Origin of the sequence: Limnohabitans sp. (genome assembly GCF_040401495.1) — a bacterium.
GTDB lineage: Bacteria > Pseudomonadota > Gammaproteobacteria > Burkholderiales > Burkholderiaceae_C > Limnohabitans.
Genome location: NZ_JBBAOI010000001.1, coordinates 289,397 through 305,830, shown reverse-complemented (window position 1 = coordinate 305,830; position 16,434 = coordinate 289,397). Strand labels below are relative to the sequence as shown.

The following is a 16,434-nucleotide window of genomic DNA, read 5'->3' as shown; positions in this document are numbered from 1 at the left end:
CTTGCAATGTTAAAAACCTACCGTGATCATGTGGCCGAACGCGCTGCCTTGGGCATTCCCCCTTTGCCTTTGTCGCCCAAGCAAACGGCCGAACTCATTGAGTTGTTGAAAAACCCGCCCAAGGGTGAAGAAGCCACCTTGGTGGACCTCATCACCCACCGCGTGCCCGCTGGTGTGGACGATGCGGCCAAGGTCAAAGCCAGCTATTTGGCGGCCGTCGCCCATGGCACAGAAAAATGCGCCTTGCTCAGCCCCGAAAAAGCCACTGAATTGCTGGGCACCATGCTGGGGGGCTTCAACCTCACGCCACTCATTGATTTGCTCGACAACAAAGCCTGCGCCCCCATAGCAGCCGAAGGTTTGAAGAAAACCTTGCTGATGTTTGACCAGTTTCACGACGTCAAAGAAAAGGCCGACAAAGGCAATGCCTTGGCCAAGGCGGTGGTGCAATCGTGGGCCGACGCCGAGTGGTTCACCAGCCGCCCCGAAGTGCCCCAAAGCATCACGCTATCTGTGCTCAAAGTCACGGGCGAGACCAATACCGACGACTTGTCACCCGCTCCCGATGCGTGGAGCCGCCCTGACATCCCTTTGCATGCCTTGGCCATGTTGAAAAACAAGCGCGACGGCATCACGCCCGAAGAAGACGGCAAGCGCGGCCCGATCAAGTTCATCGAAGACCTGCGGGCTCGCGGCCATTTGGTGGCCTATGTGGGCGATGTGGTGGGCACGGGTTCCAGTCGCAAATCGGCCACCAACAGCGTTTTGTGGTTCACCGGTGAAGACATTCCGTTTGTGCCCAACAAGCGTTTTGGCGGTGTGTGTTTGGGCAGCAAGATTGCCCCGATTTTTTACAACACCATGGAAGACGCGGGTGCTTTGCCCATCGAGCTCGATGTGAGCCAAATGAACATGGGCGATGTGGTTGAGTTGCGCCCCTACGAAGGCAAGGCTTTTAAAGACGGCAAAGAAATCGCCAGCTTCACGGTGAAAAGCGATGTGTTGTTTGACGAGGTGCGTGCTGGTGGCCGCATTCCCTTGATCATTGGACGTGGCCTGACCGCCAAAGCGCGTGAAGCTTTGGGCCTGCCGCCCTCCACCTTATTCCGTTTACCAGCCGTCCCCCAAGGCCACGGCAAAGGTTTCACGCTGGCGCAAAAAATGGTGGGCCGCGCCTGCGGTTTGCCAGAAGGTCAGGGCGTGTTGCCTGGCACCTATTGCGAGCCCCGCATGACCTCGGTGGGCTCACAAGACACCACCGGCCCCATGACCCGCGACGAGTTGAAAGACTTGGCGTGTTTGGGCTTTAGCTCTGATTTGGTGATGCAGTCGTTTTGCCATACAGCGGCCTACCCCAAGTCGGTGGACGTGAAGATGCACCACGAATTGCCCGAGTTCATCAGCAACCGCGGTGGCATCAGCTTGAAGCCTGGCGACGGCATCATCCACTCGTGGCTCAACCGCATGTTGTTGCCCGACACCGTGGGCACCGGCGGCGACAGCCACACCCGCTTCCCCGTGGGCATCAGCTTCCCAGCAGGTTCGGGTTTGGTGGCGTTTGCTGCGGCCACCGGCGTGATGCCTTTGGATATGCCCGAGAGCGTGTTGGTGCGCTTCAAAGGCCAGATGCAACCCGGCGTCACCCTGCGCGATTTGGTGCATGCCATTCCGTTGTACGCGATCAAAAAGGGTTTGTTGACAGTGGAGAAAAAGGGCAAGAAAAACATTTTCTCGGGCCGCATTTTGGAAATTGAAGGCCTGCCCAATTTGAAGGTGGAACAAGCCTTTGAGTTGTCCGACGCCTCTGCCGAGCGCAGTGCCGCTGGTTGCACCGTGCACCTGAACAAAGAGCCGGTCATCGAGTACATCAACAGCAATATCGTGTTGCTCAAGAACATGATCGCCCAAGGTTATGCCGATGCACGCACCATTGGCCGCCGCATCCAAGCCATGGAGGCGTGGCTGGCCAACCCGCAACTCTTGCAAGCCGACAAGGACGCCGAGTACACCGAGGTGATCGAGATCGATATGAATGAGATCAAAGAGCCCATCGTGTGCTGTCCCAATGACCCCGATGACGCGAAAACCTTGAGTGATGTGGCCGGTGCCAAGATCGACGAGGTGTTCATTGGTTCGTGCATGACCAACATCGGCCACTTCCGCGCGGCCTCCAAATTGTTAGAGGGCAAGCGCGACATTCCGGTGAAGTTGTGGATGGCGCCACCCACCAAAATGGACGCGCAGCAACTCACCGAGGAAGGCCATTACGGCGTGTTTGGCAATGCCGGTGCGCGCATGGAAATGCCCGGTTGCAGCCTGTGCATGGGCAACCAAGCGCAGGTGAAAGAGGGCGCAACCGTCATGTCCACCAGCACCCGCAACTTCCCCAACCGTTTGGGTAAAAACACCAACGTGTATTTGGGGTCTGCCGAGTTGTCAGCGATTTGCTCCAAGCTCGGGCGCATACCCACCCAAGCCGAGTACTTGGCCGACATGGGGGTGATCAACGCCGATGGCAGCAAGATTTACAAGTACATGAACTTTGACCAAATAGAGAGCTTTAAAGAAGTGGCCGATACGGTCAAAGCTTGAACAATGCGGTGTCGATTTGCAGGTGCAGGAGATCAATGGCGTGTTCCACGCAATTGACCTCACCCACAGGACTCGTTCTGTCTATCACTAAAAAGTCACCATCCTGCAGTGCTAACAGGGGGTGATGCCAAGTGCCTTTGGCGTAATTCACGCCTTGTTGCGCAGTGGCTGAAAAGCACTTCAGGGTGGACATGTCTGGGGTATCGCCACCCAAGGCCACCACCACCAAATAAGCATGGCCAGATAAGGGCATGAAAGCTTGTGAACCAAAAGGATGTTTCTCCAGCACAGTCAGTAGCAGCGGTAACGGACGCGCCTTTGCTCTGAAAATGCTGATGGCGGGTTGACCGCCGTCTTGCGTCAAATCAATTTGCGCCAGTCGGTGAAACCGCTGAGCGAAGCCTTGGTTGATGGTGAAGTTCTGTGCGTTGTCGCTGGCTTCAATCACATCGCCAAACGGTTTGAACGCCTTGGCGGTGAGTGGCTGAATTTGCAACAAGGGCGTCATTAAAAACCCTGCACCTGACCTCGAGGCACAAAGCGTCCCATGCCTTCTCGGCCCTTCCATTCTTTGCCATCCACAATCAAATTACCGCGCAAGAACACTTTCTCCACGCGACCTTGCAAAGTACGCCCCTCTAACAAGGTGTAGTCCACATTGCTGTGCAGGTCTTGGGCGCGTATGGTTTGTTGAACTGCGGGGTTGAACAAGACCACGTCGGCATCACTGCCCACGGCAATCGTGCCTTTTTTGGGGAAAAGACCAAACAATTTAGCTGGGGATGTTGCGGTGAGTTCCACAAAACGGTTGAGTGAAAACTTACCCTTCATGACGCCAATGTCAAACAAACTCACCAAGCGGGTTTCGATGCCAGGTGCGCCGTTGGGGATCATCGAAAAATCATCTTTGCCCATTTGCTTTTGCTTTTGGTAGCCCAGATGACCTTCCTTCATGCAAAACGGGCAATGGTCGGTGGCAATCACTTGCAAGTCGTCATAACGCAACGCTCGCCATAAATGTTTTTGGTCCTCGTTGGTGCGTAAAGGCGGTGTCATCACATACTTGGCGATTTCAAAGTCATCGCTGCTGTAGACCGACTTATCGAACAGCAGGTAATGCGGACAGGTTTCGGCAAACACCGCAATACCTTCTGCTCGTGCTTGAACAATATTTTTCAAAGCTTGGTTGCTGGACACATGCACAAAGTAAATCGGCGCTTGTGCCAACTCGGCCAAGCGAATGCCACGGTGCGTGGCTTCACCTTCCATGATGGCAGGACGCGTCATCTCGTGGTAGCGCGGTGAGGTGTGGCCTGCAGCCAATGCCTCTTTGATAAGTAAGTCGATGACGGTACCGTTTTCCGCATGCAGTGCCAACATGCCGCCGTCTGCGCCTACTTGTCGGAGCATGCGAAAAATGGCGGCATCGTCGGCCATCATGACACCAGGGTAAGCCATGAACATTTTGAAACTGCTGACACCCTCATGGTGCATGGCGTAGCGAACATCTTTCAACACCTGTTCATCCACGCGGGTGACGATGACGTGCAGGCCGTAGTCGATGTTTACTTGCGACTCTGCGCTGCGTTGCGCTCTGGCGATGGCGCCCAAAGGCGAGTCCTCAGCTGTTTGCAGCGCAAAGTCGACCACCGTGGTGGTGCCCCCAAAGGCTGCGGCTTTGGTGCCGCTGGCAAAAGTGTCGCAGGTCATGGTGGGGCCGACCACGTTCTCCATGTGCACATGGGTGTCCACTCCGCCGGGCAAGACATACAAACCCGTGGCGTCTACCACCTGCACATCCTCACCCACTTCCATGTGTTGGCCGATGGTGTGAACAATGCCATCTTTTAACAGCACATCAGCCACGTAGTCGTCACTAGCGGTGATGACGCGACCGTTGCGAATCAGGGTGGGGCTGGGCTGGGTCAAGAGGAACTCCCTGAAAAAAAGAGTGAACGCTGGTCTACAGCAAGCGAGCCAACAAGGCACCGTCAGCGGGTGTTTGCATGGGAATCCACACATGCGTGGGGCTGCCTGCTGCTACCTCAATGGACGCCCCATTTTTGTCTTTCATCTCTTCAAGCTTGACAGTACGGTTACCGCTGGGGTGAATGATTTCAATCATGTCACCCACAGAAAATTTATTTTTAGTTTCTATCTCTGCCCAGCCGTTGGCTACGGCGCGGACTTCGCCAACAAACTGACTGCGGTGACCCACCGAGTGGCCGGTTTCGTAGTTTTGGTAGTCGTTGGCGGGTCGACGGTCCAGCAGACCCGCGGTATAGCCTCGGTTGGCCAAACCATCGAGCTCGGTAATGAGTTCGGGGTTGAAAGGACGTCCAGCTACTGCATCGTCAATCGCTCTGCGATACACCTGTGCTGTGCGGCTAACGTAATACAAGCTCTTGGTGCGTCCCTCTATTTTGAGGGAGTCAACCCCAATCTTGGCGAGTCGCTCTACATACTCCACGGCACGCAAATCTTTGCTGTTCATGATGTAGGTGCCATGCTCGTCTTCCATGATGGGCATGAGCTGACCAGGACGGCCTTTGTCTTCCAGCAAATAAATGTTGTCCGCTGCAGGATGACGTACACCATCGCCACAAGCTGAAAAGCTTTGCTCAGCTTCTTGTTGCGACTTGGCAAAGTCGAAGTCTGCCTCCATGGGAATCGCCATGGCTTCACCGGTGTTGGGGTTGGTGGTGCTGGCTTGCGTGCTGTAGCTCCAGCGGCAAGCATTGGTGCAAGTGCCTTGGTTGGGGTCGCGGCGGTTGAAGTAACCCGACAGCAAGCAGCGACCAGAGTAAGCAATACACAAAGCCCCATGAACAAATACTTCAAGCTCCATGTCGGGACATTCTTGACGGATTTTTTCAATCTCGTCCAAGCTGAGTTCACGCGACAAAATAATGCGTGTCACGCCCACCTTTTGCCAAAATTTCACTGCGGCCCAATTCACTGTATTGGCTTGCACCGACAAATGGATGGGTACTTCAGGCCACTTTTCTCGCACCATCATGATGAGACCGGGGTCGGCCATGATCAGACCATCGGGCTTCATGGCAATCACGGGCTCAATGTCGCGCATATAAGTGCGCACCTTGTCGTTGTGCGGCAGCAAGTTGCTGGTGACGAAAAATTTCTTGCCCCGCTGATGGGCTTGAGCGATGCCAATGCCAATTTGCTCTAAGCGAAATTCATTGTTGCGAGCGCGAAGTGAATAGCGTGGTTGACCGGCGTAGACAGCGTCTGCTCCAAAATCGTAGGCAGCACGCATTTTGTCCAGTGAACCGGCGGGCAAGAGAAGTTCAGGGGCTTTGAGAAGTGTCATAGGTTTGAGCTTACATCAGCAGGTGTTCGCCGTCATTGGCGCCACCCAAAATCACATAGTTCACTTTGCGGATATCCAGTAATTTGGTCCCACCCGCGTAAGAAATTGAGCTTTGCAAGTCTTCTTGCATTTCGCGCAGGGTGTCTTGGAGTTGGCCTTTGATGGGTTCCAAGATGCGTTTGCCTTCTACATGCTTGTATTCGCCCTTGTTGAAGTCTGAGGCAGAACCGTAATATTCTTTGTACAGCCTGCCATCGACTTCCACCGTTTGCCCAGGGCTTTCTTCGTGACCGGCCAGCAGGGAGCCAATCATCACCATGGAGGCACCAAAACGTATGCTTTTGGCGATGTCACCGTGTTCGCGGATGCCGCCATCGGCAATGATGGGCTTGGTGGCCACCCTAGCGCACCACTTCAGGGCTGACAACTGCCAGCCGCCAGTACCAAATCCTGTTTTGAGCTTGGTGATACAAACCTTGCCAGGCCCTATGCCGACCTTGGTCGCATCTGCGCCCCAGTTTTCCAAATCGATGATGGCCTCGGGTGTTCCTACATTACCCGCAATGACAAAAGCAGCAGGCATTTTTTCTTTCAGGTGTGCAATCATGCGCTGTACATTGTCCGAGTGACCATGGGCAATATCGATGGTGATGTAGTCAGGGGCCAGTCCCTGCGCGAGCAGCTGCGCAACGGTGTCGTAGTCAGCTTGTTTCACACCCAAAGAAATCGATGCAAATATATTTTTGGCTTGGCAATCTTTGACAAACTGCACATTGTCCAAATCGAAGCGATGCATCACATAAAAATAGCCACTCTTGGCCAACCACTCGCAAATGCTTTCATTCACCACGGTTTTCATGTTGGCGGGTACCACCGGCAAGCGAAAACTGCGTTGACCTAAAGTGACCGAGGTATCGCACTCTGAGCGACTTTGCACGCGACATTTGCGCGGCAGCAAAAGAATATTGTCGTAATCAAAAATTTCCACGTTCCAAGCTCCAAAAATGACAGGATTGAGCGCTTGGGGCTTGGTCGGTATAGCTGATGGGAACTAACCGAGCAGCAAGATTCTTGGGCTCGGTGATTGATTCTACGCAGAATCCAAACTTGGCCTGCCTACAATCGAGCAATGCATTCTTTCGACCCTTCTCCCGCTGCAGTTGCGCTTTCTTTGCACAGTCCTTTGTTGCAGGGTTTGAATGATGAGCAATTAGCAGCTGTCACCTTGCCTGCCGAGCACGCACTCATACTGGCAGGCGCTGGTTCTGGAAAAACCCGTGTGTTGACCACCCGCATTGCATGGCTGCTGCAAACTCGCCAAGCCAGTGCAGGCAGTTTGATGGCCGTGACATTCACCAACAAAGCCGCCAAAGAAATGCTCACCCGTTTGAGTGCCATGTTGCCAGTGAATGTGCGGGGTATGTGGATTGGCACTTTTCACGGCCTGTGCAACCGTTTTTTGCGAGCCCATTGGAAGATGGCCAATTTGCCCCAGTCATTTCAAATCTTGGATACCCAAGACCAGTTGTCTGCGGTGAAACGTTTGGTCAAGCAGCACAATATTGATGATGAACGCTTTCCACCTAAGCAGTTGCAGTGGTTTATAGCTGGTTGCAAAGAAGACGGTCAACGTCCCAAGGACGTGCAAGTGCGCGATGCTGAGACACGCCAAAAGGTAGAGATTTACCAACTTTATGAAGACCAATGTCAGCGCGAAGGGGTGGTGGACTTTGGCGAACTGATGTTGCACAGTTATGAGTTATTGCGTGATAACGACGCATTACGCGAGCATTACCAACAGCGCTTTACCCATATATTGATCGATGAATTTCAAGACACCAACCGACTTCAATACGCTTGGATCAAGTTGCTCAGTGGCCCACGAAGTGCCGTGCTGGCCGTGGGCGACGACGATCAAAGTATTTATGCTTTTCGCGGTGCACGTGTGGGCAATATGGCCGACTTTGTGCGTGAATTTCATGTGCAGCACCAAATCAAATTGGAGCAAAACTACCGCAGCCACAGCCATATTTTGGACACTGCCAACGAACTCATCAAGCACAACAAAACTCGCTTAGGTAAAAACCTTCACACTACCCAAGGCGCAGGAGAACCGGTGCGTGTGATGGAGTCTACGGGTGACTTGGCCGAGGCGCATTGGATGGTGGAGGAAATCAAACAGCTTTTGCGAGATGGCCGAGACGGCGATGGCAGCAAAGGCGTTGCCACCCGAAACGAGGTGGCTGTGCTTTACCGAAGCAATGCCCAAAGCCGCGTGATTGAAACTGCGCTTTTCAATGCTGCCATGCCTTACCGCGTTTATGGCGGCTTGCGGTTTTTCGAACGGGCAGAAATCAAGCATGCTTTGGCGTATTTGCGCTTGCTAGAAAACCCGCGTGACGACACCAGTTTTCTTCGTGTTGTCAATTTCCCGCCGCGTGGCATTGGTGCACGCAGCATCGAGCAATTGCAAGACGCAGCTCGCGCAACTGGTTGCGCCTTGCATGATGCGGTGAGCACCATCGCAGGCAAAGCGGGCGCCAATTTGTCGGCTTTTGTTGCCAAGATAGATGTCTTGCGCGAACAAACCCAGGGTCAAACGCTGCGGCAAATCATCGAGTTGGTGTTAGACCACAGCAAGCTGATAGAGCACTACCAAGCAGAACGTGAAGGTGCTGACAGGGTGGAGAACTTGCAAGAGTTGGTTAATGCGGCAGAAAGCTTTGTGACGCAAGAGGGCTTTGGTAAGGACGCGGTGGCTTTGCCCGTAGACGAAGCCATGCAAAGCCAAACGGATTTTGCAGTGGCCCAAGCTGCACGCGGGGAGGCGATTGCCCCCAACGAAGAGACCGGTGAAACTTTGTCGCCTTTGGTGGCGTTTTTGACCCACGCAGCCTTAGAGTCAGGCGACAACCAAGCGCAGGCTGGCCAAGACGCTGTGCAGTTGATGACCGTGCATGCGGCCAAGGGTTTGGAGTTTGATTGTGTCTTCATCACGGGCTTGGAAGAGGGTTTGTTCCCCCATGAAAACGCCATGAGCGACTTTGAGGGACTCGAGGAAGAACGTCGTCTTATGTATGTGGCCATCACCCGTGCTCGCAAGCGGCTTTACCTTAGCCATTCGCAAACCCGTATGCTGCATGGTCAGACCCGCTACAACATCAAGAGCCGTTTCTTTGACGAGATGCCTGAGCACACGCTGAAATGGTTGACGCCCCAAACAGGTTTAGCGCCTGCGATGTGGGGTTCGCGGCCAGCAGGTTTTGGTCAAGCCGATAACAGCCGTGCGGCTTACTACACCCAAACGCCGCCCTCTGTTCCTCAGCGTGCACAAACCCAAGCCAGTGGTCCCAATGCCTGGGTACGTGCTGGGCTGCAAGTGTTTCATACCAAGTTCGGTGAAGGGGCCGTGTTGTCGGTTGAGGGGGTGGGAGAGGATGCCCGCGCGCAGGTGAAATTTGCACGCCACGGGGTGAAGTGGTTAGCCTTGTCAGTAGCCAAGTTAACCCAGGTTTAAGCTAGCAGTGGTTCGCTGGTAAAGCAGTCTCTGAAACTGAAATAGCAAGATGTGAAAAACATCGCCGATAACATCAACATGGCGGGTAATAACAGCATCAGTGTGAGTTGACCATCGTCTGTCAGCATGCTAAGGACGCTCAATAACAGACTGGTGGTCACGAAAATCAAAGCCCAAGTCAAACCAAAAAGGGCAAAAGCCCGCCAGTTGCTGACGCATGCAACGATGCTAAAGAACAGGCTTTTCGCGACAGGTTCTTTATGCCAATGAATCAGCGCCGGAGCGTGCCAGAACAAGGCCGATAGCGGCAAGTACAACACCAACGAAAACATCACGGCATCTTGAAAATGGCCGTCAGTGGCGATGGTTTCATTGATTTCGCCGCCTAATAAGTACATGCGGGCAAATTCACCCCCATCAAACAAAGACGACAAAGCCAGTATCAAGCAAAACAGCATGGCATAGCAAAAGCCAATCAGCAGCAAGCGTTGGGACTGAAAAGCACCTTCACGAAAGCCAATGAACAGAACGGAGGGCATGGGAAATTTGCCGAGCACGGCTTCACGAGACGCTGCCATCAAACCCAGCGACATCGTGGGTAACAGGATCAAACCGGCAAATGCGCCTACATAGGGAAGCAAGGAGGTAAGAGACACCAAACCCAGAAAAACAAAAAACAAACCACTCAGTGCCAAGGGTTGACGCCAAAACGTGCGTATGCCTTCCTTGACCCAGGACACTCCGGTGCGTGCTGTGACGATTTGAAGCTTCATAGGTCAGAGTGTGACAGGGTGGTGCAATCGTTCAAGCAACACACGTTCAAAATGGTCAGGGTCATGGGCTTGGAGCAGGCTGGCCTCTCGGGGTAAATGAAAATCCCATAAACGGGAAATCCAAAAACGCAGCGCTGCAGCACGCAGCATGGGGTTGAATAGCGCTCTCTCTGCTCCAGACAGAGGACGAACCGATTGATAGCCTTGCAGCATAGAAGTCAATCGATCTGCGAGAAAAGCCCCGCTTGCCAAATCAATGCTCCAGTCGTTCAAGCACACGCCCAAATCAAACAACCAACTGTCCACGCCAGCGAAATAAAAATCAAAAACACCACTTAACCGATCGTCAACAAACATCACATTGTTGCGAAAGGCATCGGCATGAACCGCGCCTTTGGGCAAAGCTGTGTAGGCAAAAGACGATTGAATATGGTTTTGAAAAGCCAACTCATGCTGCAAGATGGTTGCTTGCGCCTCTGACAGAAAGGGCAATATGGCTGGAGCCGTTTGGTTCCACCAAGACAGGCCTCGCAAATTGGGTTGTTGGTACTCGTAATTGCGCGCAGCCAGATGCATCTGCGCCAAGCTTTCTCCCATGGCGTGGCAATGCGCAGGGCTGGGCTCGAGTTGTGAGCTTCCTGCCAAACGATTGACAACAGCAGCTGGTTTGCCGCCCACGCTTAGCAAGATGTCTCCCTGGGAATTGGCTTGCGGTGCTGGCACGGCAATGCCTTGATCTGCCAGATGCTTCATCAAGTGCAAATAAAAGGGGAGTTGTTCGCGGGTAAGTCGCTCGAACAAGGTCAGCACATACTCGCCTTGGTCAGTGGTCAAAAAGTAATTGGTGTTTTCAATCCCGCTGCTGATGCCCTCCAAAGACACCAACTCGCCAAGAGACAGGTCTGCCAATAAATTGCGGGCTTGCTGCTCAGAAACTTCAGTGAAAACGGCCATGGTGAATTAGGTTGAGCAGCGACTGGGAGAAGATGGCGGATTGTAGGCACAATCCTTCCCATGCAAGACACACCCACCCTGTTGCTGGTTGACGGTTCCAGCTATTTGTACCGCGCCTTTCACGCCATGCCCGATTTGCGGGTGGACCGCAACGACCCCGCCAGCCAGGCCACGGGTGCGATTCGCGGCATGGTCAATATGCTGCAAAGCCTGCGCCGCGAATACCCCAGCCACCATGCGGTGTGCGTGTTTGACGCCAAAGGCCCGACCTTTCGCGACGACATCTTCCCCGCCTACAAAGCCACGCGCTCGCCCATGCCCGACGATTTGCGCAGCCAAATCGAACCCATCCACCGCTTGGTGCGCCTCATGGGTTGGCCGTTGCTGGATGTGCCGGGCGTAGAAGCCGACGATGTGATTGCCACCTTGGCCCACATGGCCAGCGCGCAGGGCATGAGCGTGGTGGTCTCCAGCGGCGACAAAGACCTGAGCCAACTGGTGAACGAGCGCATCACCATCATCGACACCATGAATGGCAAGAAGCGCGATGTGGCCGGTGTGACCGACGAGTTTGGTGTGCCGCCGTCCCTCATGATTGATTACCAAACCTTGGTGGGTGACACCGTGGACAACGTGCCCGGTGTGGCCAAGGTGGGCCCCAAAACCGCCGCCAAATGGTTGCTGGAATACGGCTCGCTGGATGCGCTGATGGCGCGCGCCGATGAGATCAAAGGCGTGGCGGGTGAAAACCTGCGCCAAGCACGGGATTGGTTGCCCACCGGCAGACAACTCGTGACCATGAAAACCGATTGTGATTTGAGCGCTCACATTGCAGGCCTGCCATCGCTGGACGGCGTGGTGATGCAAGCGCCCGACCAAGTGGGCTTGATTGATTTTTACAAGCAGTACGGCTTCAAAGGCTTGGTCACCTCAATGGAAGGCGGCGAGGGCGCTGAGCCTGCCGCCAAACACTCCCGTGGCCCCTTGAGCGAATCGGGCGTGGGCGAGGTGGGTGTGTTGTTCGATGCACCCGCACCCGCAGTGAGCGCCGAGGTGCATTACGACACCGTGCTTGATTGGGACAGTTTGGATGCATGGCTGCAAAAAATAGAAGCCGCCGAATTGGTCGCCTTGGATACCGAAACCACCTCTTTGGTGGAGATGCAAGCGCAGATCGTGGGCATCAGTGTGTGCATCACTGCAGGCGAGGCCGCCTACATTCCCTTGGGCCACAACGCCGCCGATGCGCCCACGCAACTACCGATGCAAGAGGTGCTGGCCAAGCTCAAGCCTTGGTTGGAAAACCCTGCCAAACACAAGCTGGGTCAGCATGTGAAATACGACCGCCATGTGTTGGCCAACCATGGCATCGAGGTGCAGGGCTATGTGCACGACACCATGCTGCAAAGCTATGTGCTGGAGGTGCACAAACCCCACGGCTTAGAGAGCTTGGCCGACCGACACCTGGGTCGCAAAGGCTTGTCGTTTGAGGACCTGTGTGGCAAGGGTGTGCACCAAATTTCATTCGCCCAAGTGGATGTGGCCAAGGCTTCGCACTATGCGTGTGAGGACGCCGACTTCACCTTGGCCGTGCACCAGCGCTTGTGGCCGTTGTTGCAAGCCGATGACAAGCTGCGGTTTATTTATCAGTTGGAGATGGACAGCAGCGAGGCGCTGTACCGCATCGAGCGCAATGGTGTGTTGATTGACGCGCCCACTTTGGCCGCGCAAAGCCACAGCCTGGGCCAGCGCATCATGCAGCTCGAGCAAGAGGCGTATGTGATTGCGGGTCAGCCTTTTAACTTGGCCTCCCCCAAACAGTTGGGCGAAATCTTTTTTGACAAACTCGGTTTGCCGGTCATCAAAAAAACCGCCACGGGAGCCCGCAGCACCGACGAAGAAGTGCTGGAGAAACTCGCCGACGACTACCCGCTGCCTGCGAAAATTTTGGAGCACCGCTCGCTGTCTAAATTGAAAGGCACTTACACCGACAAACTGGCGCAATTGGCCAACCCGCGCACGGGGCGTGTCCACACCCATTACGCCCAAGCGGTGGCGGTGACGGGGCGCTTGTCCAGCAACGACCCGAATTTGCAAAACATCCCCATCCGCACGCCCGAGGGGCGCCGTGTGCGCGAGGCTTTTGTGGCGCCCGCTGGCAGCGTGATTGCCAGCGCCGATTACTCGCAAATCGAGTTGCGCATCATGGCCCACATCAGCGACGACCCGGCCCTGCTCAAAGCCTTTCACGACGGCTTGGATGTGCACAAAGCCACGGCCGCCGAGGTGTTTGGCCTGACCCCCGACACGGTCAGCAGCGAGCAGCGCCGCTATGCCAAGGTGATCAACTTTGGCTTGATCTACGGCATGAGCGCCTTTGGTTTGGCCAAGGCACTGGGCATCGACAACACAGCGGCCAAAAACTACATCGAGCGTTACTTCCAGCGCTTTGCCGGAGTCAAGCGCTACATGGACGACACCCGCGCCCAAGCCAAAGCCCAGGGCTATGTGGAAACGGTGTTTGGCCGGCGTTTGTATTTGCCTGAAATCAACTCACCCAACGGCCCGCGACGTGGCGGGGCTGAGCGCGCCGCCATCAATGCGCCCATGCAAGGCACAGCGGCCGACCTCATCAAGCTCAGCATGGTCAAGGTCCAGCAGGTCTTGGATGCGCAAAAGCGAGGCACCCGCATGATCATGCAGGTGCACGATGAACTCGTGTTTGAGGTGCCCGAGGCAGAGGTGGAATGGCTCAAAACCGAAGTACCACGCATCATGGCCAGCGTGGCGCAACTCAAAGTGCCGCTGCTGGCAGAGGTGGGGGTGGGCGCCAACTGGGACCAGGCGCATTGAAGCTCTAACGTGCTAACGGAGGCACCGCCATGGCGATATTTTGGATAGCGCCGCTTCTGACCATTTCGTTGTAGACCAAGACTTGGTAGCGGTAATTTTTGTCGGGCGTGACCGAGTGGTAGGCCGCAATGCCAAACCAGTTGAGGCCATAGCGCGAGATTTGTTTGCGCAACAGCCATGCCCCCACATAGGTATTGACACAGCCATCCATCAAATGGCTTTCTTTGATGCCATGGTTTTGCAGAACGGGAAGGTGAATAGAGTTGATTTGGGCAACGCCAATATCACGGGTGCCATTCATGTTGACATTGATGGCCTTGGGGTTGAGCCGACTTTCCACCATCAGAATGGACCTCAACAAATAGGGGTTGACGCCGTGGTACTGCGCAGCGCCCACAATGCATTTGTTCAATGGCTTTAAACCATTGGGCGAACTGGATGTAGCCATGGCGCCCGTCATGCTGCCAGCCAAAAGCAAAGCGACTGCGGTCAGCCAAACATTTTTCGAATAACCGAAAATGAATGATAAATTCATCATTAAATCCTCAAAAAACAATACTTAAAGTTACTTTAATTGATTTTTGGGTAAAAAGTGAATTCTTTGATACCTATTTTTTGAGAAATTTGCCGAATTACGACACAAAAGTACTTTAAGTCTAGAAAATAGGCTAAATGGTCAGCCTTTGGCTGGGGCGCATAATGACGCTTTATGTTTACCCATCATCGTTCGATGGGTTTTTGTCACTTTATAGACCAGTCATGGCAATCACTTTTTGGACCATCATGGCGGGCACCTTGTTCGCCGGCGTAGGCAGTGTTTTGCTTGCTGCTCTGCTGGCTCGGGCTTTGTTGGCCCGTTTCACACAGCATTTGCTAAGTCTTGCCGCGGGCGCCTTGTTGGCCACTGCTTTTTTGCATTTATTGCCAGAAGCTTTCGAGTCTGACTCAGCGCCACACAGCTTGTTTTTGACCTTGCTAATGGGCTTGGTCTTCTTTTTTCTGTTGGACAAGGCCGAGTTATGGCACCACGGCCATGAGCATGGACAGGGTCACCATGGCATCCATGACCAAGTGGATGACCATTCACATGACCACCCATCTCAAGAGGGATTGACTGGCAGTTGGGCAGTGTTGACGGGCGACAGCGTTCACGCCTTTGGTGATGGTGTGTTGGTGGCGGCAGCCTTCATGACCAATTTCAGCTTAGGTGTGGCGGCGTCAGTTGCGGTGCTGACACATGAAATTCCCCACCATATGGGCGACTTGGCTGTCTTACAACGTGGTTTAGGTCAGGGGCGAAATGCTTTACTGAAATTGTGCTTGGCAGGTGGCGTGACGGTGGTGGGCGGCATCGCAGGCTTTTTCCTGATTGAGGGTCACGAAGCTTGGCTGCCGTTTTTACTGGTGATCGCCAGCAGCAGCTATGTGTATGTGGCCTTGGCCGACCTGATACCTCAGTTGCAAAAACGCCTGTCAGCGGCTGCGACTGCGATGCAAGTGCTTTGGTTGTTTTCAGGCATTGCCATAGTGACCGCTGCGGTGCAGTGGATGCACGAGCATTGAGCTTTTTAGCCCTTTGCGCAGGGCAAACCTGACGTGTTGCACCACTCGCTCCAGCTGCCGGCGTAAAGCGCAGTCTTGCCCAAACCGGCAACCTCCATGGCCAGCACGTTTGGGATGGCGCTGATGCCACTGCCGCAGTGGTGGACCACGCTGCTGGGGTTGCGACCATTGAGCAAGGCCTCAAACTCGGCTTTAAGTTCGGCAGGCGACTTCATCAAGCCATCTGCATTAAAGTTGCTGTTGAAGGGGCGATTCAATGCACCTGGTATATGTCCAGCCACGGGGTCGAAAGGCTCGCTCTCACCTTTGTAGCGTGCAGGCGCTCTGGCGTCCACAATGGACTGATCAGGGCGCCCTAAATGGGCAGCAACATCGGCGGTGTGCTTGAGCTCCACCAAAGGCGCACGCAAGACAAATACCGCGGTGGCAACAGGCAAAGCAGGTCCTGCGGCCAAAGCTCCGCTGGCAGCCACCCATGCGGGCAAACCGCCATCGAGCACCGCCACTGCCTCGTGGCCGCACCATTTGAGCATCCACCATAAACGGCCACAGAAATTCATACCTTGGCGGTCATAGACCACCACTTGAGTGTGTTCGCTGATGCCGCAAGCGCCTAGCCACTGGGCAAAATGTTCACGCGAGGGCAACGGGTGACGCCCGCCGTTAATAGCCAGTGTTTGATCGTGGGTAGATAAATCAAGGTTGATGTCGGCAAACAAGGCGCCAGCAATATGTTGGTCTTCAAACTGCTGTCGACCTGCTTCGGGCTTGGCCAAGTCGGCGCTGCAATCGATGACAACGGCTGCAATTGACTTCAACTGTTGCACAGAGATCAAGGCGGTGTACATGGT

At 54.5% G+C, this 16,434-nt stretch carries 12 protein-coding genes; 4 read left to right on the top strand and 8 right to left on the bottom strand.

The annotated features are described in order from the left end of the window. Positions 1 to 6: 6 nt before the first annotated feature. Positions 7 to 2,592: a bifunctional aconitate hydratase 2/2-methylisocitrate dehydratase gene (locus tag AC9UEO_RS01540; protein ID WP_509528970.1), complete on the top strand. Its 2,586-nt coding sequence runs from the start codon at positions 7 to 9 to the stop codon at positions 2,590 to 2,592. Here AC9UEO_RS01540 and AC9UEO_RS01535 read toward each other — a convergent pair. The 4 genes from AC9UEO_RS01535 to AC9UEO_RS01520 are packed head-to-tail and all read right to left on the bottom strand — an operon-like array spanning position 2,582 to position 6,911. Continuing rightward, positions 2,582 to 3,100, bottom strand: a complete 519-nt coding sequence (locus tag AC9UEO_RS01535; protein WP_509528968.1) for an ureidoglycolate lyase — start codon at positions 3,098 to 3,100, stop codon at positions 2,582 to 2,584. The two genes, AC9UEO_RS01540 and AC9UEO_RS01535, sit on opposite strands and share 11 nt — an antisense overlap. Beyond that, positions 3,100 to 4,521, bottom strand: a complete 1,422-nt coding sequence (hydA, locus tag AC9UEO_RS01530; RefSeq protein ID WP_509528965.1) for a dihydropyrimidinase — start codon at positions 4,519 to 4,521, stop codon at positions 3,100 to 3,102. Before hydA ends, AC9UEO_RS01535 begins: the two co-directional genes overlap by 1 nt. Positions 4,522 to 4,555: 34 nt before the next feature. After that, positions 4,556 to 5,923, bottom strand: a complete 1,368-nt coding sequence (gene trhP, locus AC9UEO_RS01525) for a prephenate-dependent tRNA uridine(34) hydroxylase TrhP (RefSeq protein WP_509528963.1) — start codon at positions 5,921 to 5,923, stop codon at positions 4,556 to 4,558. A 10-nt stretch (positions 5,924 to 5,933) separates the two neighbouring features. Continuing rightward, entirely contained in the window at positions 5,934 to 6,911 is a 978-nt protein-coding gene (locus AC9UEO_RS01520; protein ID WP_509528960.1) for a GMP reductase, read from the bottom strand. Between the two features lie 141 nt (positions 6,912 to 7,052). Between AC9UEO_RS01520 and AC9UEO_RS01515 the strand changes: the two genes are divergently transcribed. Next, positions 7,053 to 9,440, top strand: coding sequence for a UvrD-helicase domain-containing protein (locus AC9UEO_RS01515; RefSeq protein WP_509528957.1), 2,388 nt, complete (start codon positions 7,053 to 7,055; stop codon positions 9,438 to 9,440). Here AC9UEO_RS01515 and AC9UEO_RS01510 read toward each other — a convergent pair. Both AC9UEO_RS01510 and AC9UEO_RS01505 read right to left on the bottom strand, forming a co-directional pair. Continuing rightward, positions 9,437 to 10,213 carry a BPSS1780 family membrane protein gene (locus AC9UEO_RS01510; RefSeq protein ID WP_509528954.1) on the bottom strand — a complete coding sequence of 259 codons (777 nt, stop codon included), beginning with the start codon at positions 10,211 to 10,213 and terminating at the stop codon, positions 9,437 to 9,439. The genes AC9UEO_RS01515 and AC9UEO_RS01510 overlap by 4 nt on opposite strands. Before the next feature lie 3 nt (positions 10,214 to 10,216). Then, positions 10,217 to 11,167, bottom strand: a complete 951-nt coding sequence (locus AC9UEO_RS01505; RefSeq protein WP_509528951.1) for a homoserine kinase — start codon at positions 11,165 to 11,167, stop codon at positions 10,217 to 10,219. Positions 11,168 to 11,227: 60 nt separating this feature from the next. Between AC9UEO_RS01505 and polA the strand changes: the two genes are divergently transcribed. Further along, complete coding sequence (polA, locus tag AC9UEO_RS01500; RefSeq protein WP_509528948.1) at positions 11,228 to 14,020, top strand: DNA polymerase I; 2,793 nt, start codon at positions 11,228 to 11,230, stop codon at positions 14,018 to 14,020. Between the two features lie 4 nt (positions 14,021 to 14,024). Here polA and AC9UEO_RS01495 read toward each other — a convergent pair whose 3' ends face one another. Beyond that, the gene (locus AC9UEO_RS01495; RefSeq protein ID WP_509528946.1) at positions 14,025 to 14,555 is read right to left on the bottom strand and encodes a lytic transglycosylase domain-containing protein; all 531 of its coding nucleotides are present in this window, start codon (positions 14,553 to 14,555) and stop codon (positions 14,025 to 14,027) included. A gap of 224 nt (positions 14,556 to 14,779) precedes the next feature. Here AC9UEO_RS01495 and AC9UEO_RS01490 point away from each other — a divergent pair, with 224 nt between their 5' ends. After that, complete coding sequence (locus AC9UEO_RS01490; protein ID WP_509528944.1) at positions 14,780 to 15,583, top strand: ZIP family metal transporter; 804 nt, start codon at positions 14,780 to 14,782, stop codon at positions 15,581 to 15,583. Between the two features lie 5 nt (positions 15,584 to 15,588). On the opposite strand, the gene AC9UEO_RS01485 is transcribed toward AC9UEO_RS01490, so the two are convergent. Further along, on the bottom strand, positions 15,589 to 16,431 hold the full coding sequence (locus AC9UEO_RS01485) for a sulfurtransferase (RefSeq protein WP_509528942.1): 843 nt from the start codon (positions 16,429 to 16,431) through the stop codon (positions 15,589 to 15,591). Positions 16,432 to 16,434 lie beyond the last annotated feature (3 nt).